This window comes from Lysinibacillus sp. fkY74-1 (assembly GCF_053165895.1).
Genome location: NZ_CP170173.1, coordinates 438,589 through 459,733, shown reverse-complemented (window position 1 = coordinate 459,733; position 21,145 = coordinate 438,589). Strand labels below are relative to the sequence as shown.

General features: G+C 37.3%; 18 protein-coding genes, 1 riboswitch and 1 other annotated feature. Of the genes, 7 read left to right on the top strand and 11 right to left on the bottom strand.

Going from position 1 to position 21,145, the window contains the following annotated elements:
* Positions 1-177 precede the first annotated feature (177 nt).
* From ACE1MS_RS02185 to ACE1MS_RS02175, 3 genes are all read right to left on the bottom strand, one after another.
* Positions 178-972 (bottom strand): ABC transporter ATP-binding protein, encoded by a 795-nt coding sequence (locus ACE1MS_RS02185; protein ID WP_031418445.1) that lies wholly within the window; start codon positions 970-972, stop codon positions 178-180.
* Positions 965-1,993 carry an ABC transporter permease gene (locus tag ACE1MS_RS02180; RefSeq protein ID WP_012292688.1) on the bottom strand — a complete coding sequence of 343 codons (1,029 nt, stop codon included), beginning with the start codon at positions 1,991-1,993 and terminating at the stop codon, positions 965-967. Before ACE1MS_RS02180 ends, ACE1MS_RS02185 begins: the two co-directional genes overlap by 8 nt.
* Before the next feature lie 81 nt (positions 1,994-2,074).
* A complete protein-coding gene (locus tag ACE1MS_RS02175; RefSeq protein ID WP_036162563.1) occupies positions 2,075-3,097 on the bottom strand; it encodes an ABC transporter substrate-binding protein in 1,023 nt (340 codons plus the stop codon).
* A gap of 787 nt (positions 3,098-3,884) precedes the next feature.
* On the opposite strand from ACE1MS_RS02175, the gene ACE1MS_RS02170 reads away from it, so the two are divergent.
* Positions 3,885-4,580, top strand: a complete 696-nt coding sequence (locus ACE1MS_RS02170; RefSeq protein ID WP_207889616.1) for an N-acetylmuramoyl-L-alanine amidase — start codon at positions 3,885-3,887, stop codon at positions 4,578-4,580.
* 75 nt (positions 4,581-4,655) lie between these two features.
* Here the strand turns inward: ACE1MS_RS02170 and ACE1MS_RS02165 are convergent, their stop codons facing one another.
* Complete coding sequence (locus tag ACE1MS_RS02165) at positions 4,656-5,240, bottom strand: hypothetical protein (RefSeq protein WP_036166835.1); 585 nt, start codon at positions 5,238-5,240, stop codon at positions 4,656-4,658.
* Positions 5,209-5,811: a toxin C-terminal domain-containing protein gene (locus ACE1MS_RS02160; protein WP_089934316.1), complete on the bottom strand. Its 603-nt coding sequence runs from the start codon at positions 5,809-5,811 to the stop codon at positions 5,209-5,211. Before ACE1MS_RS02160 ends, ACE1MS_RS02165 begins: the two co-directional genes overlap by 32 nt.
* 253 nt (positions 5,812-6,064) lie before the next feature.
* On the opposite strand from ACE1MS_RS02160, the gene ACE1MS_RS02155 reads away from it, so the two are divergent.
* The 4 genes from ACE1MS_RS02155 (at position 6,065) to trpB (ending at position 9,227) form a co-directional block, all read left to right on the top strand.
* Positions 6,065-6,262, top strand: a complete 198-nt coding sequence (locus ACE1MS_RS02155; protein WP_196243955.1) for a hypothetical protein — start codon at positions 6,065-6,067, stop codon at positions 6,260-6,262.
* Between the two features lie 349 nt (positions 6,263-6,611).
* Positions 6,612-6,836, top strand: coding sequence for a transcriptional regulator (locus ACE1MS_RS02150; protein WP_031418437.1), 225 nt, complete (start codon positions 6,612-6,614; stop codon positions 6,834-6,836).
* 364 nt (positions 6,837-7,200) lie between these two features.
* A riboswitch (PreQ1 riboswitch) is annotated at positions 7,201-7,245 on the top strand.
* A gap of 6 nt (positions 7,246-7,251) precedes the next feature.
* Positions 7,252-7,737, top strand: coding sequence for a QueT transporter family protein (locus tag ACE1MS_RS02145; protein WP_031418436.1), 486 nt, complete (start codon positions 7,252-7,254; stop codon positions 7,735-7,737).
* Positions 7,738-7,803: 66 nt separating this feature from the next.
* Positions 7,804-8,004 (top strand) — a binding site (T-box leader).
* A gap of 59 nt (positions 8,005-8,063) precedes the next feature.
* Positions 8,064-9,227 (top strand): tryptophan synthase subunit beta, encoded by a 1,164-nt coding sequence (gene trpB / locus ACE1MS_RS02140; RefSeq protein WP_031418434.1) that lies wholly within the window; start codon positions 8,064-8,066, stop codon positions 9,225-9,227.
* A gap of 181 nt (positions 9,228-9,408) precedes the next feature.
* On the opposite strand, the gene ACE1MS_RS02135 is transcribed toward trpB, so the two are convergent.
* Positions 9,409-10,362, bottom strand: a complete 954-nt coding sequence (locus tag ACE1MS_RS02135) for an L-threonine 3-dehydrogenase (RefSeq protein ID WP_008176053.1) — start codon at positions 10,360-10,362, stop codon at positions 9,409-9,411.
* Between the two features lie 347 nt (positions 10,363-10,709).
* A complete protein-coding gene (locus ACE1MS_RS02130; RefSeq protein WP_036166817.1) occupies positions 10,710-12,380 on the bottom strand; it encodes a HAMP domain-containing methyl-accepting chemotaxis protein in 1,671 nt (556 codons plus the stop codon).
* A gap of 244 nt (positions 12,381-12,624) precedes the next feature.
* Here ACE1MS_RS02130 and ACE1MS_RS02125 point away from each other — a divergent pair, with 244 nt between their 5' ends.
* Positions 12,625-13,791 carry an FtsW/RodA/SpoVE family cell cycle protein gene (locus ACE1MS_RS02125; RefSeq protein WP_447402670.1) on the top strand — a complete coding sequence of 389 codons (1,167 nt, stop codon included), beginning with the start codon at positions 12,625-12,627 and terminating at the stop codon, positions 13,789-13,791.
* 274 nt (positions 13,792-14,065) lie between these two features.
* Here ACE1MS_RS02125 and ACE1MS_RS02120 read toward each other — a convergent pair whose 3' ends face one another.
* The 3 genes from ACE1MS_RS02120 to ACE1MS_RS02110 are packed head-to-tail and all read right to left on the bottom strand — an operon-like array spanning position 14,066 to position 18,419.
* Complete coding sequence (locus ACE1MS_RS02120) at positions 14,066-15,418, bottom strand: aminotransferase (protein WP_447402669.1); 1,353 nt, start codon at positions 15,416-15,418, stop codon at positions 14,066-14,068.
* Between the two features lie 34 nt (positions 15,419-15,452).
* Complete coding sequence (locus tag ACE1MS_RS02115) at positions 15,453-16,982, bottom strand: CoA-acylating methylmalonate-semialdehyde dehydrogenase (protein ID WP_036166826.1); 1,530 nt, start codon at positions 16,980-16,982, stop codon at positions 15,453-15,455.
* Between the two features lie 24 nt (positions 16,983-17,006).
* Positions 17,007-18,419: an amino acid permease gene (locus tag ACE1MS_RS02110; protein ID WP_012292681.1), complete on the bottom strand. Its 1,413-nt coding sequence runs from the start codon at positions 18,417-18,419 to the stop codon at positions 17,007-17,009.
* 233 nt (positions 18,420-18,652) lie between these two features.
* Here ACE1MS_RS02110 and ACE1MS_RS02105 point away from each other — a divergent pair, with 233 nt between their 5' ends.
* Positions 18,653-20,221: a PucR family transcriptional regulator gene (locus ACE1MS_RS02105; RefSeq protein WP_012292680.1), complete on the top strand. Its 1,569-nt coding sequence runs from the start codon at positions 18,653-18,655 to the stop codon at positions 20,219-20,221.
* 47 nt (positions 20,222-20,268) lie between these two features.
* On the opposite strand, the gene ACE1MS_RS02100 is transcribed toward ACE1MS_RS02105, so the two are convergent.
* A complete protein-coding gene (locus ACE1MS_RS02100) occupies positions 20,269-21,063 on the bottom strand; it encodes a carbon-nitrogen family hydrolase (protein WP_197149108.1) in 795 nt (264 codons plus the stop codon).
* Positions 21,064-21,145 lie beyond the last annotated feature (82 nt).

Sequence of the window (21,145 nt, the reverse complement as noted above, 5' to 3'; positions counted from 1 at the left end):
TTAAATATTTGAGAGTCACCTCAACAGCATCTTTCTCAACCATTTATATAGATGAATGGAGCGAGGGAAGAAGCACGACCCTCACATCATTGTAAATGAAAAAACTATAGGCAAACCCAAATGTCATTGAGTTTGCCTATAGTCTTATACTCATACGAATGTATGAACGATATACCTTTATCCTAATAAAGCACGGTCCGAATTCATTTTCTCTCCACGAATGCGTTCAAATTCAGCCATTAAATCAGGTATCGTTAATTCATGTTTACGATTTTCTCCAACTTCTAAAATAATCTGACCTTTATCCATCATAATTAGACGATTCCCTAAATCTAAAGCTTGTTGCATATTATGCGTAACCATCAATGTCGTCAAATGATCTTTTTCTACTAAATACTTTGTAATGCGGGTGATTAGTTCTGCACGTGAAGGATCCAGCGCAGCTGTATGCTCATCTAACAATAATATGGATGGCTTTGTAAAAGTGGCCATTAAGAGAGACAAAGCTTGTCGTTCCCCACCTGAAAGTAACCCAACCTTTGCAGAAAGACGGTTTTCTAAATTTAATCCAAGCATCTCTAACGATTCAATAAAAAACTCACGACGTTTCTTGTCTACACCTCTTCTCAATCCTCTACTCTTATTGCGGGAGTAAGCTAGTGCCAAATTCTCCTCAATCGTCATAGCAGGTGCTGTCCCTGCCATTGGATCCTGGAAAACACGACCGATTAATTGCGAGCGCTTATACTCTGGCAAATGAGTAACATTGTTACCATCAATCGAGACCGTGCCAAAATCTGGTGTTAAGGCGCCAGAAATCATATTCATCATCGTTGATTTACCTGCCCCATTACTCCCAATAATAGTAACAAAATCACCAGGCTTTAAATGTAAGTTAATTTCTGCTAGAGCGATCTTTTCATCCGGTGTCCCTTCATTGAACACCTTATTTATACCGTGTAATTTAAGCAAGGCCTTTTCCTCCTTGCTCTACTGGTTTGACTTGTGTAAGTTCGGCAGCTCGTTTTGCCTTACGCTTTCGTTCCTTACGCTTGTTAATAAATTGAGGCAAAATCAACGCCAAAATGACAATGATAGCTGTAATTAATTTCATATCGCCAGAATCCAGGAAGTCTACACGTAATGCTAGCGCTAAAATAATACGATAAATAATAGCTCCAGCGATGACTGCAAAAGTGGTACGAATAATGGTCTTTGTACCAAAAATTGCTTCCCCGATAATAACAGATGCAAGCCCGATCACAATCATACCGATTCCCATACTTACATCAGCGAACTTTGAATATTGTGCGATTAAAGCTCCAGAAAATGCGACAAGTGCATTGGAAAGTCCTAGCCCTAGAATAATAAGTGTATCTGTATTAGCTGAGAAGCTGCGAATCATTCGTTTATTATCACCAGTAGCCCGAATAGCCAGCCCAACCTCTGTTTTTAAGAACCAATCTGCTCCTATTTTAATTAAAATCGTAATAATTACGATAACAATTAGTACACTCCAAGTACCTGGTACTTGCTGAATCCCCATGACTTTTAATAGGCTGTTGAGAGCATCATCAATCCCTAAATTACTCCAAAACGCTTGAAACTTTGAAAATATTGTTTCAGAGTTTAGTAATGGAATATTTGGGCGACCTATCGTATTTTCTGCAGTTAACCCCATGATCCGTAGGTTAATGGAATATAAAGCAATCATCATTAAAATCCCTGATAAAAGTGGGTTAATCTTCCCTTTTGTGTGAAGAATTCCTGTCATACATCCAGCAATAAATCCAGCAACAATTGCCACTAAAGTCGCTAAGATTGGGTGGTAGCCAAGCAAAACCATTGTTGCTGCTGTTGCCGCCCCTGTTACAAAGCTTCCATCAACCGTTAAATCCGGAAAATCTAACACCCGAAATGTTACATATACACCAAGTGCCATAATTGCATAGATGATTCCTTGCTCCACTGCGCCAAATAATGCTAAAAACATCGTTGAATCATCTCCTAAATCTCTTTATTATTCTACTGCTTGTAAATGAAGATAAAGCGGGGATGGTTCCCCCGCTTCAATCTATTTTTCTAGAAGTTCTGCACCCCAAGAATCTTTAATTTCAATTCCTAAATCATCTGCTACTTTTTTATTAATTAATAGCTTTAGATTTTGTGGAAATTGCGCTGGCGTTTCAGCAGGTGTTGCCTCACCTTTTAAAATTTTCACTGCCATTTGCCCAGCCTCATATCCGATATCGAAATATTCAAAACCATAAGCCGCCAAACCACCACGCGCTACAGAGTCAAGCTCTCCAACAATTAAAGGTAATTTATTGGCATTTGCTACATCAATAACAGACTCTAATGCAGAAACTACTGTATTATCCGTAATAATATAGAATGCATCGACCTTACCAATTAAGGATTCAGTGGCTTGCTTTACTTCCGCAGAAGTTGCTGCAGATGCCTCTTTAACCTCAAGACCTTCCTCAGCCATCACTTTTTTTACTTCTTTCACCTGTGCTACGGAGTTTTGCTCACCAGCGTTGTAGACCATACCAACGTTTTTAGCACCTAGCTCTTTTAAAAAGGCCACTGTTTTAGAAATCGTTTCAGGATGTAAATCGATAGTACCTGTAACATTTTTCCCTGGCTTCTCCATTGACTCTATGAGCTGAGCACCTACAGCATCTGTTACAGATGTGAAGATAATGGGAATATCACTTGTTGCTGTTGCCGCGGCCTGTGCAGAAGGTGTAGAGTTAGCAAATATTAAATCTACGTTTGCACTTACTAGATTGTTAGCAATCGTTGTGTTAAGACTATTATCGCCTTGTGCGATTTGTGAATCATACTCAACTTTTAAACCTGCATCTTCAATCGCCTTTTTAAAGCCTTCCGTCGCTGCATTTAGCGATGGATGCTCTACAATTTGCGTAATTCCGATTTTATATGTTTTATCATCTGCGTTCCCGCTGTCACTTGCATTATTCGTTTCGTTCCCCTTTGATTCTGTTGAACTAGACCCACCACTACCACAAGCAGCCAGTAGTAATACTAATCCAAAGAGTAGGAATGAAAGCTTTTTGACATTGCTCTTCACCATTAATCCCCCCGATTAAGTTCTGGAATATCTATCACACTTTATCCAAACAAAGTGTGAATGTATCGCTATATTATCGTTATTATTGAGCTCCGTCAACAACATTATGAATGTTCTGACTTTTGTATTTCACAAAAAATTTTAGTATTCCATTTAATTTGACGCTTTAAACCGCTAAACTACGCTATTTTTGTTATTCGATTCCTTTTTAAAAAATAGTAAAAAATATTTATGACAATTTTGCGAATTTAGTCATATAGATAAAAAGTCTGACATTTGACTTCTGCTAGATATGTATAATAAAATATTGACTTGTGTGAAAGCACCGTGGTTCGTAACCATCCCACGAAAAAATTGGGCTAAACTTACTTGCATTGAGTAATTTCATTAAAAATGAAAACCTAGCAATATCAACAGTTAACAACTTTTTGCACAAATTTAAGTTTGATTTAGTTGAGTTTAGTTTCTGTTTTGTTTTACACATTTTTTACACATTTAAAATTTATGACTACTCTATTTAGGGTGGTCATTTTCTTTTCCCTTTTCACTGATTTTTTGTATATAACACTTACTTTGTGAAGAATATAGAGAAAGGAAGTGAAAAAAATGAAAAACAAAATGAGGAACGAAGATTCGAGTGGAGATCCATTTGCTACTGGAGGACTCGACACTAGGAGAGATCCAACTGATTATACTTCTCCTACGCATGATAGCAGAGACGACGATTCAGTTGACCCTCCAGTTAGTACAACTGGAGGTTTTGGACCTATAAGGACGGTGGTAATAAATGATTACAGTTTCCCCAGGACATCGAGGAAAGAATACTGGAGCTATGGGATTAATCGACGAAGGAACCGAAGCAATCAACGTAGCAAAGCGTGTAACGTCTATTTTACGTGCAGCAGGTATTATTACAAATTACATTGAGGATAATGTGAGTAAATCGCAGGCAGCAAACATCAAATGGTTGATTGCACAACATAATAAATCGAGCCGAGAAATTGATGTGTCTATTCACTTTAATTCAGTTCCAGGCACACACAACAGAGGCATCGGCACAGAGACACTTATTTATAGTGGGAAAAATATTGATACAGCTACAGCTATTACAGATGCGATTAGTAATGCGAGTGGATTGCAGAATCGTGGGGTGAAAATTCGTACTGATTTAGGATTGCTAAAAGGTACGAATAAACCTTGTTACTTGATTGAAGTATGCTTTGTAAATGATAGCGTAGATGTTGCAATGTACAAGCGAGACTTTGAGAAGATATGCCAAGCGATTGCAGGACAACTAGCAAAAGCGGTCGGTAAAATGCTGAAGCCTTCCACATCATCAACTGTGGAGGACAAAGGACGTAATTTAATTCGTAAAGCAGTAGCGGATGGTACATTTACATCGCCACATACTGATGTTGATAATTATTCAACAGAGAAAATATTGGAGTATGCATTGATTTATATTGAACGTAAAGTTAAATAAAAATCAAAGCCCGTCATTAATGTTCAAATCACAGTGATGACGGGCTTTTTGCGTTTACATATTTAATTACTGAAGTTAGCTTAAAGGTTCATCATAAAAAGTATCAAAAATACCTTTATAATTCATTTTTAGGTTTTTAATATTTATAGGATCTGTAGAAAGTATATTAATTACGTCCCCACTCGCTCCGAAATGAACTAAATACTTACTCGTGACAATAAAAAATACAGCATTAGAGGCACACTTATTTTTGTTGAGAAGCGCATCTATTGTATATAAAATGGTGTCATTTACTGCTACATCTTTTATTAATGCAATCTTACCAAAGCCTTCATAAAGATCAAACTCTTCACTTGTAAGTTTATATTCTTTCCAATTAACTAAGCGTATACGCTTGGATAAGTTATTAGAGATGTATTTCTTTTTATTATCGTATTCTAAAGAAATGAATAGATCAACAGTGGGATCATCCAGTGTGAGGTCATTAATAAACTTTCGAATCCCATCCACTCGAACTTCTTTAAAATAATCCGTTAAGAATCGAACACGGTTTTCCATTGACGCATTAAAATACATTGAAGAACTCCACGGTTCAGTAATGGGAACCCCAGACTTAGTATGAATAGATTTAGTCGCCAATCCTTGTGAGGTTTTTATCATATGTACCACTCCTAGTGTCTTTTGAACAGATAGTACTAGGTGAAGAGCCACCTTTCCAAGCTCCACCAATATGACCATCTATATCACGAGATATATATTCAGGTTTTCCTTTTTTGTTTCTGAAAATTGCAGCTTTACCACATGTCTCTGATATTTTAGTATAACCGAGTTTCTTTGCAGCTGTAGTTGCTTCTTTATCTGTCTTGTAAACAGGTCCAGATTTAGATGGATCCTTTTTGGGTGGCTTTTTACCCTTTTTTAAAATTATAGCATTCTCAACTTCTTCATCTATCTTATATTCTTCTGCTTGATATTCTTCTACTATAACACCTTCATCTGATGTTTCTAATTCTTCTGCTTGATATTCTTCTACTATAACACCTTCATCTGATGTTTCTAATTCTTTTATTATCTCGAGCGCTTTCAAATCATACTCACTTTGTGTGTCTACTTCCATTTGGCTAGCATTGGTAGAGTGCAGAAACTCTTCTTCATTTGCACTAGCAAAAGGAACTGAAATAGTAGTACTGAATAAAACTAAAAGACTTAATAAAGTAAAAATTTTTTTCATTCTTAATTACCTCCGAAATTATATTTTTGTAGAATAGGATTCTATTATTACATATACTTAAAGGTAAATATAGGTATTTTTGTAATTTAATAATAAATACCTATTAGATTAAGTTCCGAAGTCATTTTTAAGTAGACTGAAAAAAGTAATAAATGTTTGTTGCATTTTGTCGGCAATAGGACCGAAAAGAAATTTTGCCACCTTTTATAGATTTGTCTACCAATTTACTGTAAGTTGTTGGTAAGGAGGTGAGATGATGCACAAATACGAATTTACTTTACATGATGGCGCTATAATCAAAATTGAAAGTGAACGGAACGTTTTTACCACAGAAGCCGTTAAGATCAATGATGCTAACATGGTAGTTTTTGATGATATTGACATGGCGATTAATTTGCAACACGTTAAAGAGGTAGAGATGGATGGACTTTTATATGCAGTTGAAAAATAAAAAATAAGCCGTCCACAATTCAAATCTGTGGAGGGCTTATTTTTACTCTATAATTGTTGCAGTAATCGTAGGGAATCCTACATCATCTTTCCCTTTGTATACACTTAAACCGTTACTTTAGACCCTTCTTGAATTTTTGCTAATGCATAATTTTCAACCGCGTACATGCCGAATCCATCTTTCTCTGTAGTCGTAACAGTGAAAGTTCCTCCAACACCTTCAGATGAAATGCCCGTTACCTTAATTGATAATGGGCTTTTTTTATTTCCACAAATTAATACTTGTCAAAATGCGAACATCAGTTCTAAAATAACACAAACGAATGTTCTTGTTTGAGAGGTGTGGAATGATGAAAGAACAACTTATAAAAGCAATGCAGCGAAATCAATTTTTGAACATGATGTATATGGCTAAAGACGGCACAGTGTCACAAAGGCGTATCAAGATAATTAAAATTGTTGGCGGTTCCTTTCAGGCGTATTGTTTTACAAGGCAAGCCAAGCGCACATTTATGATTGATAGTGTATTGGCAGTTGTTCCAGTCATTCACAAGGAGCGTTCCGTTGTATGCTGAAACCTGAACAACGGCGACTATTTCATAAATTCTTAATTCTAGAAATGGCAGTCCAATCATTGCAACGTGATTTCCCTGTAATTGAAAATTTGTACTAAATACCGTCATTGGCTCGATATCACAGCGCATCGTCTAACTAGTTCACTTTTACTTTCACCCTACGCAATTTCAACCTTCGAAACTTTCTTTTTACGTAAGTTGTTAGCAAAAAAAATTGCTGTTCCTTCTTCTGGTGTTAGCTCTAATTCCTGATAAATTGAATTCATGAGAAATACAATGAATATTTTAGCCGCTTTATTATTTTACACATTATTTACACATAGTTATTTACAAACCCGCATGAATACTGATATGATTGCACTTGCTCTACGTGGTTCGTAACCATCCCACGAAAAAAAACTAAGGAGAAATGAATATGAAAATAAAGTTTTTAGCAGCAAGTGGTATTATTGCAGCTCTATACATTGCTGTGACGATGCTTGTTGCACCATTTGGTTTTACAGAGGTGCAGTTCCGTGTATCTGAAATTTTTAACCATTTAGTGGCCTTTAATCCACGCTTTGCCGTTGGTATCATAATTGGAGTATTTATTGCTAATATCTTTTCACCACTTGGTATCTACGACTTAGTATTTGGTGTTGGACATTCTATGATTACATTGGGTTTGTTCATTTTGATTTGTAAATTTGTTAAAAATATTTGGGCACGCTTAATCATCAATACATTCTTATTTACTTGTACAATGTTTATAATTGCCTTTGAATTGAATTTAGCCTTAGAGCTACCATTCTTTTGGACTTGGCTAACGGTGGCAGCAGGTGAATTCGTTGTTTTAGCGGTGGGTGCACCTATTATGTATATACTCAATAAACGCCTTCACTTTAAAGAGATGATTGAATAGACGAGTCTTACAAGATTCGTCTTTTTTTCTTGACAATATTCTGAAAACATTCTACAATTCTTTCTAATAAATGCGAAGAAGAAGAGTAGTAGCAAACATCGTTACTTAAAGAGAGCTGGTGGTCGGTGTAAACCAGTAGTACGTACTTGTGAATGGACTTCAGAGCAGCCTTACTCCAATGTAAGGCCGATTGGCTCCCCGTTATCGGAGTTAGAAAGCGCACATCAATTGCGAATAAAGGTGGCACCACGGTTACTCGTCCTTTTTACAGAGGATTGGAGTGGCTTTTTTTTATGAAAAAATGAGCGTAGAGGAGTCGAGAAAAGATGAGTACAGTAGCAGAGAATAAAGGATATTTCGGAGAATTTGGTGGAAGCTTCGTTCCAGAGGAGCTTCAGCATGTATTAACTATTTTGGATGAAAATTTCCAAAAATTCAAAGATGATGCAGACTTTAATACAGAATTGAATTATTATTTCAATGAATATGTCGGTCGCAAATCCCCTCTTTATTTTGCAGAAAATTTAACAAAGCAATTGGCTGGCGCAAAAATATATTTAAAGCGTGAGGATCTTAACCATACGGGCTCACATAAAATCAATAATGTATTGGGTCAAATTTTATTAGCAAAACGTATGGGAGCAAATCGCGTTATTGCTGAAACCGGTGCAGGACAACACGGTGTGGCAACCGCTACTGCCTGTGCCATGTTCGGGATGGATTGTACTATTTATATGGGGTTAGAGGATACTAAACGTCAGGCATTAAATGTATTTCGAATGGAGCTTCTTGGAGCAAAGGTAGTAGCTGTTGATAAGGGGCAAGGACGTTTAAAGGATGCCGTTGATGAAGCATTCGCTGATTTGGTGGCAAACTACGAAACGACATTTTATTTATTAGGCTCTGCTGTTGGGCCGCACCCATTCCCCTCAATGGTTAAACATTTCCAATCAGTTATTAGCCGCGAAAGCCGCGAGCAAATTTTGGAGAAAGAAGGAAAACTACCAACCGCTGTCCTAGCCTGTGTTGGCGGTGGAAGTAATGCTATAGGGGCATTCGCAGAGTTTATTGCTGATAAAAATGTTCGTCTTATCGGAATAGAGCCAGATCAAGCTGCTACACTTAACGAAGGAACGCCTGGAGAACTGCACGGCTTCAAATGCTTAGTGCTACAGGACGCAGAGGGAAACCCTCTACCAACATACTCGATTGCCGCAGGGTTAGATTACCCAGGTGCGGGACCTGAGCACAGTCACTTAAAAACAATTGGTCGTGCAGAGTATGTTACCGTGACAAATGAAGAAGTCCTAGAGGCATTTCAGGTGCTATCGAAGGTAGAAGGTATTATTCCTGCACTCGAAAGCTCTCATGCAGTTGCCCATGCACTAAAACTAGCGCCTACTCTTACAACTGATGACATTATTATTATTAATATCTCAGGTCGTGGCGATAAGGACGTTGAGCAAGTTTTTCATATGTTAAATAAATAATTTAAACCTGAAAGAGCGATTTCCTAAACCGGAAATCGCTCTTCAACTTTCACTAATGATGTAATGTCTGCTGATCTTGAAACACAAGTATAAACGAATCTATTCCAATAAGAATATATATCCCCCATTTATTTCATAAAAAAAACGGATGAAGTCTATCACATCATCCGTTCAATCGCTATTATGAAATCGCTCTTTTATGCAGTTTAATTTTTAGCTTTTCTAACATATCTACCGTCATTTTTGACAAATCGTACTCTGCTTTAAAGCCCCACTCTTTTTGTGCCGCTTCAATATTTATTGAGTTTGGCCAGCTATCTGCTATTGCCTGACGAACTGGGTCAACCTGATAGTTCATTGTAAAGTTCGGTAAATGTTTTTTTATTTCAGCTGCGATTTGCGATGGTTCAAAACTCATTGCTGTTATATTAAAAGCATTACGGTGAACAAGCTTACTACCATCGGCTTCCATTAAATCGACAATTGCCTGTAAAGCATCTGGCATGTACATCATATCCATATACGTACCTTCTTGAATATAAGATGTATACTTACCTTGTTCAATCGCTTCGTAGAAAATCTCTACCGCATAATCAGTTGTACCACCGCCAGGGGGTGTTACATAAGAAATTAAACCTGGGAAACGGACACCACGTGTATCTACTCCAAAACGGCTGAAGTAATAATCACATAATAATTCGCCAGCCACTTTATTAACACCATACATAGTTGTCGGGCGTTGCAATGTATCCTGAGGTGTGTCTTCCTTCGGTGTAGATGGTCCGAATGCCCCTATTGAGCTTGGTGTGAAGAATTGCATATTTAACTCTCGTGAAACTTCCAAAGCATTCATTAATCCACCCATATTTAAATTCCAAGCCAACAAAGGATTTCTTTCAGCTGTAGCTGATAATAGTGCTGCTAAATGCATCATTGTATCAGCACCAAAGTCCTTTGCTAAATCATGCATTCTTTGTCCATCTGTAACGTCCAATATCTCAAACGGGCCCTCAGTATGGTCAAGCTTTCTAATGTCAGTAGCAAGTATATTGTCCTCTCCATAAATACTACGAAGTTTTTCTACAAGCTCAGAACCAATTTGACCAAGTGCTCCGGTAACCATAATTTTTTTCATTTCTCAAAACCTCCACATGTGAACAATTGTACTTATGGAAAGTACAAAATATATTAACAAACATTGATTTAATAACACTTTCAATGAAATTCATTATAATGTGTTCGTTTTGAAAATACAACAATTATATTAAAAATATTCATAAAAGAAACATACTATCCCTTACTTCTCAGTATATGAACATTTTAAATTATTGTGCTACAAAAATATATCAAATACATTTGTATATTCACAGAGGACATATTTTAAAACTACCATCCAACAAGTTATTAGAGCAAATAAAAAGAATCCCCTTTGCTAACTTTACAAAGGAGATTCAATCGCCCATTAAGATATGAATGACTAAATTATATTGAAAAACGTTTAACGGCTATTTGTAGCACTTTTGATACCTTTCGTAATTCTTTAATATAATTATGGAAATGTTGCTGTGCTGTTAATTGATTGGCTGTTAAAGAAGCAACATGTTTTGTCGATACTGTATTCGTATCAGATAACGATGTCAACATAACCGCATCATCACTAACTTTTTTTGTATGATTGGCAATCTCTTGAACTGTAGAAGATACTTCCATAATATAAGGCTTGATTGTATGTACTTTTTCTAAAATTTGATCAAAACTGGAAGCCGTTTGTCCTGTTACAGTAACGCCTTTCTCGGTTGCCACTAGAACGCCCTCCATCATTTGCACTGCATAGCTTGAATCCAAATGAATGTTTTGTACAATGGATGTAATAGTTTGTGTAGAATGGACGGTTTGCTCCGCAAGCTTACGTACCTCATTCGCTACTACTGCAAATCCCTTGCCATGCTCGCCCGCTCTTGCCGCTTCAATAGATGCATTTAACGCCAATAGATTTGTTTGAGCTGTTATTCTTTCGATGACCTCTATCATTTGATCGATAGATGATGCTCGTTGAACTAAATTAAAAATGGCTGTATTGGATTTCTCGACAGCTTGCTTAATCGTCTGCATTTGCGCCAAATTGGCCTGCACAATTTCAGTACCGCTCTCCGCATCTCTAGCAGTTTTGTGGGCGAAATTTTCCACAATTTGAATTTTCTCTAATATGACCTGTACATCATTTAAAACTTCTTCTAGTGATGATGTATTGGAGGCCAACTTATTAGTAGACGCTGCTGTTGAATCTGAAATAGACTGTACATCTTTAGCTATTTTTAATGTTGTTGTAGAGGATTCCTCTGAGGACTCCTGCAATTTCCCGGTCATTTTCTCCACTTCGTAGGCACTGTCCGTAACTGTATGGAGTAAACGTTTCACTTCTGTGACCATTTGATTGTAAGAAAGCACTACCTCACCTAGCTCATCATGAGCCACATAACTTGCATTGGCAGTGAAATTACCCTGTTCAGCTTGCTTTAATAATGATTTCAATTGTCGTGTAGGTACATTGACTGCCTTTGTTGCTATAAATCCTATAATAATAACTAGCATCACAACTGTTAAACACACCCCACCAAGCAGCCAATAACCAAATTGTACATCTTCTTGATAGGACTGTTGTTGGTCTTTTGCTCGTTGAACAAGATAGTTTTGAGTTTCTTCTAATAATGTATGAATTTCCTGACTTATTGGTAGAAACGTCTGTGAATAAAATTTCTCTTGTTCACTTTGTTTCAATTGCTGGTAGCCCTCAATCTTTTCTCTCTGCTTTCCCAGCAAGGATTTATACTTATTAATTTGATGACTCATTTTTTTATCAATTTCTTGCCCTTTTAAATGGTCTAACGGCTTATCCACGTCTTTTAAAATGGCTGACATTCTTTTATAATCACCATCAGAATCAACGATAAAATCTAATTGACGTTGCGATTCCTCCAGCTCATTTAGCCATCCAATTGGAACAAGCCCCTGTTTGTAACTCTCACTTGCATGCCACGACATTTTTCTCAAATAATCCACACTAAATACACCTAGCAATACATTCGATAATACACAAACAATCATAAGTACAAGTAACTTGTCCTTCACCTTAATGAAACGAAAAAAATGCATGATCTCTGGCTCCTCCTCCAACTCTTACCAATAATGATAGTATGAAGATATAAAGCCAGTGTTATATTTTTGTAAAGATTAGACGAAGAATTAAGAAATTATGCCCACTCACTCATCCCATATAGGTAATTTACCGTACAAATCAACATGTACAAATATCCTTTATTTGCATCATGTAAATAGTTGCAACCTTCCACACATTACCAGCGTTTATAATATTAACTATAGAAAGAAGGTGTTACATTTGTCGCAGCTTAAGAAATTGGATGGAAGTTTAGTTGTGAGCCTCTTTTTCATTGGAGGTTTTAGCTGTCTTTTTGTCCATTCTAGCAGTGTCAATTTCGGACAATATACCAGTTCCTTCATTATGAAGCAATTTATCTTTTATCTCATTGGGTTTATGATCATGTTTGGGATTTCCTTACTTGATATTGAACAATTAAAAAAGATTGGATGGCCGTTTTATGGATTAGCCGTAGCATTCACTGCTGGACTCATAGTAGCACCAGAAAGTATTGCACGGACGATAAACGAGGCTAAATCTTGGTATCAAATACCATTTCTAGGCTCCCTTCAGCCATCTGAGTTCTTAAAATTCGCCTTTTTAATTGTTGTGAGTAAAGTCATTATCTCTCATCAAGAGAAAAATGGACGCCCCTCTTATCTAGCTGATTTATGGCTATTAGTAAAAATCGGACTCATCGTCCTTCCTCCATCGCTCCTTGTTTATAAACAACCCGACACAGGCATGGTTATGTTATACATGGCAATGATTCTACCCATGATACTTTTTTCGGGTATTCATAGAAAGTTACTGATTGTGTTTACGGCCATTCCTCTAGTTCTTATCAGTACAGTTGTAGTACTTTATGTCAGATTTAATGATTTTTTCACGGAAAAAATTTTAGGTGCCCTATCAGGACATCAAGTATCTCGTATTTATGGTTGGCTGCAGCCTTATGATTACATAGATTCTTCGTTTCAAGTACGCCAGGGCTTTTTAGCCATTGGATCGGGTGAATTTATCGGAAAAGGCTATCTGAATAACAATGTTTATGTACCAGAAAAACATACTGATTTTATTTTTTCTACTATTGCTGAGGAATTAGGGTTTGCTGGCGGTGCATTCGTCATTGCTTTACTGTTTTTTGTCATCTACAGGATTGTGCTTATTACAGTTGAAGCAAAAGACCCTTTTATGACATTAATGGGCGCAGGAATATCAAGCTTATTAGCCTTCCAAATTACTCAAAATATTGGCATGACCCTTGGACTTTTACCAGTCACGGGAGTTACTTTGCCTTTTTTAAGCTACGGGGGCAGCTCACTTTTGTCAAATTTCATGCTAATGGGAATTGTCATGATTATTCATAAATCCTATAAGGGGTATATGTTTAAAAGAGAAGACTAAGAGATGCAAGTAGAGAAGGATTTTCTCTACTTGCTAGATAAAAAGGGATTATTCTGATTGATTGTTCGTTTAAAAAGAAGTAATTAAAAGAATATCCCTCGCCAGGACACTTTTGATAGATAATTATCAAAAAAATTTTATAAACTACAGTTCACCTTTTTCCAGTATTATTTTACATAAATTGATTGTTATTTTATTGATTGAACCTTTTTCTGATTTCATAAAAAGGTTCTAAAAGCTCTTATTTAGAGTCCTTTAGAACCAATAGTATTTATTAAAGCTTCTTTAAACTCTCAACGACCACATCAAGTATGCGCTGAAGATCTGCTTGCACAATATTTAGTGGTGGTGATAGTGTCAGAACATTATTAAAGCCGGCTACTGTTGCCCCATTTTTCCCAATAATCACCCCTTGTTCTTTGCATGCAGCAATAACAGCATTTACCTTCTCCACTGGTAAAGGTTCTTTCGAGACTTTATCTACTACTAACTCAATCCCAATTAATAAACCTCTGCCCCGCACATCTCCTACATTCGGATGATCCTGTAAATTTTCTTGCAATGTTTGTAATGTGGCCTTCCCCATCTCCTTGGAGCGGTCGAACAATTCTTCTTGCTCTAGAATTTCAATATTTTTTAATGCAACTGCACATGCCACTGGAGAGCCCCCAAATGTATTGACATGGCGGAAATAGCCATAGGCATCTGTGCCAGTGAAAGCCTCATAAATCTCACGCTTTACGGCAGTTGCTGATAATGGTAAGTATGCACTCGTAATCCCTTTAGCCATTGTAATAATATCTGGTTTCACACCATAATTCATAAATCCAAATGGCTTACCTGTTCGACCAAAGCCACAAATAACTTCATCCACTATCATTAAAGCACCATGCTTTTTACATACTTCCTCTATGCCTATTAAATAGTTTTCAGGAGGCATAATGACGCCGCCACCTGTAATAATTGGCTCTAAAATCATGGCTGCAATCGTATCACTCAGTTCCCATGTCATCGTTTTATCGACAGCCCTTACGCTGGCTAAATCTAATGGCGCAATAGCATCATCTTCATGTTCACGGTATTGATCAGGCGGTGCAACATGGATAAAGCCAGGAGACAGAGGCTCGTATTTATATTTCCGTTCCGCTTGCCCTGTTGCTGCTAATGCCCCAAAGGAATTTCCATGGTAGGCGCGGTAGCGAGAGACAGTCTTATAGCGGGAGCTTTGCCCTTTTTGCTGGTGATATTGTCGTGCTATTTTAAAAGCTGTTTCATTCGCTTCTGATCCACTATTAGAGAAGAAAATAACGTACTCCCCACCAAGCAAGTCATTTAGTTTTTCAGCTAGCTGTACGGCTGGTAAATGTCCCTGCGATAATGGTGCATAGGCATTCTTCATCATTTGCTCATGTGCGGCATCTGCCAGTTCCTTACGTCCATAGCCCACATTTACACACCATAGCCCAGCCATGGCATCAATATATTCGATGCCATCTGTATCTATTATTCTTGCACCATCTGATTTTTCCACTACATAGGTTGCTTGTGGATTGTAGGGTTTCATTGAATGCCATACATATTGCTCATCCTTTGTTAAAACATCACTTTTAAGATTGATCTGTGTCATTGCCGAACACCCTCTCATTTATTTTTTCAGTAGATTAGCTTTTTGCATCGTTATTACTTGGGAAGGCAAAGGAGCTTGTTGCATCTTCCATTTCATCTGGCCAACGCTCCGAGATTGTTTTAGCCTTTGTAAAAAATCTCGCTTGATCCGGACCAAACATATGCCCTTCACCAAACTTAGAGCGCTTCCATCCCCCGAAATTATGGTAGCCGACAGGAATTGGAATCGGTACATTAACCCCTACCATGCCCACTTCAATCTCTTCTTGGAATTTACGAGCTGCTGCACCACTGCTGGTAAACATCGTTACACCATTACCAAGTTCATGGTCATTAATTAATTCAATAGCTTCTTGTAATGTCTCTACACCCACTACTATGCGGGCTGGACCAAATACCTCCTCTTTGAAGATAGTCATATCAGGCGTAATATTATTGAGTAGTGTTGGTCCAACATAAAAACCATTAGATGTTTCGCATACTTTAGGATTTCGTCCGTCAATGACAAGGTTTGCCCCCTCAGTAACAGCCCCATCAATATAGCTGATAATCGTTTCCTTCGATTGTTGGCTAATAACTGGACCAAAATCGACATCATCTTCTGTATAAGGACCTATCTTTAGCTGTGAAATCTTCTGCTTCAATATGTCTGTAAAACGCTGCTCGGTATCTTGACCAACAACAAGCGCTCCAGAAATCGCCATACAGCGCTGTGATGCTGCCCCGTATGCAGCACCTAAAAAGGCGTTCGCAGTTTGCTCCAAGTTGGCATCTGGCATAACAATCATAAAATTCTTACCACCACCAAAAGCAGCCACACGTTTATTATGCTTTGTTCCCGTTTGATAAATATATTCGGCTACTGGCGTAGAGCCTACAAAGGAAATGGCTTGAATCTCTTTGTTTTCTAGAAGCTCATTGACCGCTTCTTTATCGCCATTCACTACTGTCCAAATACCATCAGGGAGTCCCGCCTCTTTCCATAATTGACTTAAAAATAATGCAGAATGAGGAACACGTTCAGATGGCTTTAAAATAACAGCATTCCCTACTGCCACAGCCATACTTGTAATAGCTAAAGGGACCATAACAGGGAAATTAAAAGGCGCAATCGTTGCCACTACACCGAGTGGTGATTTGGCAGAAAAAGCATTAATATTGCCACCTACATTGACGGAATACTCCCCTTTTAGTAATTGTGGGGCACTAATCGCCATATCTACCGATTCAATCCCTCGAATAATTTCGCCCTTCGCATCCTCTTTAGTTTTCCCGCTTTCCTGACAAATCACTTCAATAAGCTCTTCCTGCTTTGTTACTAACAATTGACGGAATCGATGTAAAACCTCAACCCTCTTCCCAATGGACATCTTTTTCCATGCAGGAAAGGCTTCCTTAGCCTGTTGAATGGCCTGCTGTACTTCATCTTTTGAAGCAAGCGGTACTCTCGCTATCGTTTCACCTGTTGTTGGATTATACACATCTGAAAATCTCCCACTAGTACCAGCTACCTCTTCCCCTTTGATAAAATGTGTTAGCGTTTTCATTTTTTGTTGTACTGTCATCATTTAACCTCTCCTTACATGGGATTATTGTTCAAAATCAAATTCGTCTTTGTTAAAAATAGAGCTTGATTCATCGACCTGTTTTATCACCTTATTTCTTTGCGTAAGTAAATAAAAAATCATGACCACGGCAACGACAACACATGTAAATAGAATTTGTGAGCGCATAGACTCAATAAAGAACATGGCCATTAATAAGGCAGTTGTAGCTACTATGGTGAAATACGTTAGATAAGGAAATAGCCACATCTTCACCTTCAGTAGCTCAGGATTTTCGCGTTCAATCTTTCTACGCATTTTCAATTGTGAAAAGGCGATGATTAAATAAAGAATCAAAGTAATAGCACTACAAGAGCTTAGCAAAAACATAAATACTTTATCAGGTGAAACATAATTCATAATAACGGCAATATAAGAGAAAAATGTTGCGGCTAAAATTGCATTCACTGGTGCACCATTTTTATTTAATTTTAAAAAAGCTTTCGGTGCCTCCCCCTTCTCTGCTAAAGAAAATACCATTCGTGATGTTGCATAAAGTGCAGAATTTAAACACGATAGCACAGCTGTTAAAACAACAAAATTCATAATTTGTGCAGCGGCAGGAATACCAATATAATCTAGCACTGCTACATAAGGGCTTGTTAAAATATCAGAGGAGTGCCAAGGCAATAACGTCACAACAACTGTTATTGAGCCTACATAGAAAATTAAAATGCGCCAAGTAATCGAATTCGTAGCTTTTGTGACAGCTGCTAACGGTTCATCTGACTCACCAGCAGCGATAGCCACAATCTCTGTCCCCATAAAAGAAAAAATAACAATGACAACACCCATTAATACAGCGCCAAAGCCGTTTGGTAAAAATCCACCCTGCTCAACTAGATTCGTCAGACCAACAGCGTTAAAGTTTGGTGCTATACCAAAAATAATAAATGCGCCTAGACCTAAAAAAACTACTATACTTGCAACCTTAATAAGAGAGAACCAATATTCAAATTCGCCAAAGGCTTTTACAGAAAGAACATTTGTTAAAGTAAGTGCTACTGTTAAAAGTAAACTTAAGAGCCATAAAGGAATTCCGTCATACCAATATTGAATAATCGCCGCTGCTGCCGTTGCCTCTAATGCGATAGCAATGACCCAGAAAAACCAATACAGCCAACCAATCATAAAGCCTGCCCATGGACCAATTGCTTCATGTGCATAGTGTGCAAACGACCCACTTGTTGGATTGACAGCCGCCATCTCACCTAGCATACGCATCACTAAGATGACAATAATTCCTGCAAATATATACGACAAAATTGCTCCTGGACCCGCCAAGTTAATGACTGAGCCACTGCCCATAAATAAGCCAGCCCCAATTACACCCGCTATCGCGATCATCGTCATATGCCGTTTCTTTAATCCTCTTTGTAAATGCGTTTGTTGCTCCATATCTGACACCTCTTTTATTAGATTGGATTATCGCTTACAAAAATCTTACATGTTTCATATCGTTGAAGTAATAGACAAACTGTAAATTTCTATACAATTGTTTTAAACATAATGTAAAATAGACTAAATATTCTTAAAATATTACTTTATTTAGTTTTCTAGCTATTTAATAACAGTAAACAGCAATAATAGATAAAAAAGTCATAAAAGATGTTTCCAAAGGAGGAGCTATATTGAGCCAATTCCAACTTAAAGTACTTCATGTTTTAGACAATAAATACTTTCAGAATGCAGAGGTAGTTGCAGGTCATGAGGGGTTATTAAGAATCGTAAAGTGGGCACATGTTCTTGAAATAGTCCATGTAGATAATTTTTTAGTTGGAGAAGAGTTGGTGTTAACGACGGGGATCAGTCTTCAACATGGCATTGAAGATTTTATGACGTTTATTGAATCCTTAATTGAAAAAAATTGTGCTGCCCTTTGTATTGAGTATGGCTCTTCTATTCAAGCAGTTCCAGAAGCAATACTTGCTATTGCAAATCGTCATCAGTTCCCGATTATTGTTTTTCATGAAGCGGTTCCTTTTGTTCGCATTACACAGGATTTACATAGTCAAATTATAAATCAGCAGTATTTAATGGTTTCGACACTAGAATCCTACTCACAAACTTTAAATAAAAATACGGTGTTAGGACAAAATACGGAAGACATCTTACAAAATATGTATATCGAATTAAAAACACAAATTATGTTTTCTATTAAGGGACGGGAACCCGTCTTATATCCTAATATGACTAAAAGTAAACGTCAGCAATTATTAGCATTGAATAAATATGCTCAGCAATTTAAACATGAGCCCATCTATATTTTTGATCAGCATTATGCAGATTTAACCTTATTCCGTGAAGATGGTCTATTTTCAGAGTTTGAATTATTAATTTTAGACCGTACAGCAACAGCATTAGCACAATTATTAATGCGAGAGTTCTATATTGAGGAGAAAAAGAATATTGAGGACGCCTCAATTTTAGCTGATTGGATCGACCAAAAGCTATCCAAGGAAGAAATCTATAAATTTATCGTTTCCCACTATACCAACTTTTCACAATCTAGTGGCGTTGTCTTTATTTTGGCCACTCCTAGTACAGTCATGAAAGCGCAGGAGGATATTGTCTATAGTAAACTTTATTACCGTAATCTCTTTGAACAGCATGGCTTTATCCCGTTTTTATTCGAAAGAAAAAGCTATGTCATTTTTATTTTACTTCATGCCAAAGATTGTCGAGCGATTCGTGAAATACTAAATAGCATCTTCACCTCGCTTCCTAAAACTGAATTTTATAAAAAACAGCAAACTCAAGAGTTTCAAATAGCAGTTGGTAAAGTTGTTGCAGATGTACAAGATATCTTCAAAAGCTATCAAACTGCTTTAGAAACATTATATATTTGCCGCAAGGTGCAAGCTTCATCATTCTTTTACGACGATTTGCATTTGTATCATTTAATCTATAAATTACAAATGCAGGTGAATTTAAAGGAAGTTATAAATGACTATTTACAGCCAGTTATTGAGTATGATGAAAAATATAACAGCAAGCTCCTTGAAACATTACAAGTCTATTTACAATCAAACGGCTCCAAGCAGCAAACGGCTAACCAATTGTTTATTGTTCGTCAAACACTGTATCACCGCTTAAAAAAGCTTGAAAGTTTACTCGGAGAAAATTTCATGAAGGGTCATAATCGCATCACTCTAGAATTTATGCTCCTTGCAAACTCCTTAATTGATGACAAGAGTTAAAAAATAGGCACGTTCAAGAGGCCTCTCCCCTTCAACGTGCCATCTCATTATCCTTTCACCACAACATCTTGATAAAGTCCTGGTCGACGATCATCGTATACAGGAATTCTTCCACGTACTTCATCAACTATGGAGAAATCCACATCAATTACTGCAACTTCCTCGTCTTCAGCACCAACCCAAAGCACTTCACCCCATGGCTGAATAATCATCGATTGCCCATTAAAGTTTTCTACTTTTCTCGAAATACGGTTAACTGCTATAACAAAGCATTGGTTTTCAATCGCTCGCGCTTGCAGCAATGTTTTCCAATGATCAATTCTAGGTGTCGGCCATTGAGCTGGTACAAACAGCACCTTCGCTCCTTGGAGGGCATGTGCACGTAACCACTCAGGGAAACGAATATCATAGCAAATGACACCAGCCGCTTCAATTGGTCCTAGCGCAAATCGATTCATATCATCTCCAGCCTCTAAATAAAGATGCTCGTCCATTAAACGAAAAAGATGTGCCTTGCTATATTCCCCAACAAGTACTCCATTGTTATCAAATGTATACATCGTATTGTAAAACTTGTCGTCCTTTTTTATGGAAACGGAGCCACCGACAATATGTACACTAAGCTCCTTCGCTAAGTTAGCTAAAAATACTTTTGAACGCTCACCATTGACATCCGCCAATTCTGGTAGTTTCTCCAATGCGTAGCCTGTATTCCACATTTCCGGTAGCACAATAATTTCTGCCCCTAGTTTTGCTGCTTCACGAATCTTGTCCTCCGCCCGTATAAAATTTTCTTCTACTTTGCCGAAGCCAATGTTTAACTGAATACAACCGATTTTCATAATAATTCCTCCTATAGACAATTAACAAAAAAAGTAATACTATTTGCTTCATATTCTTTAATAATAATTATTATATTCTGAA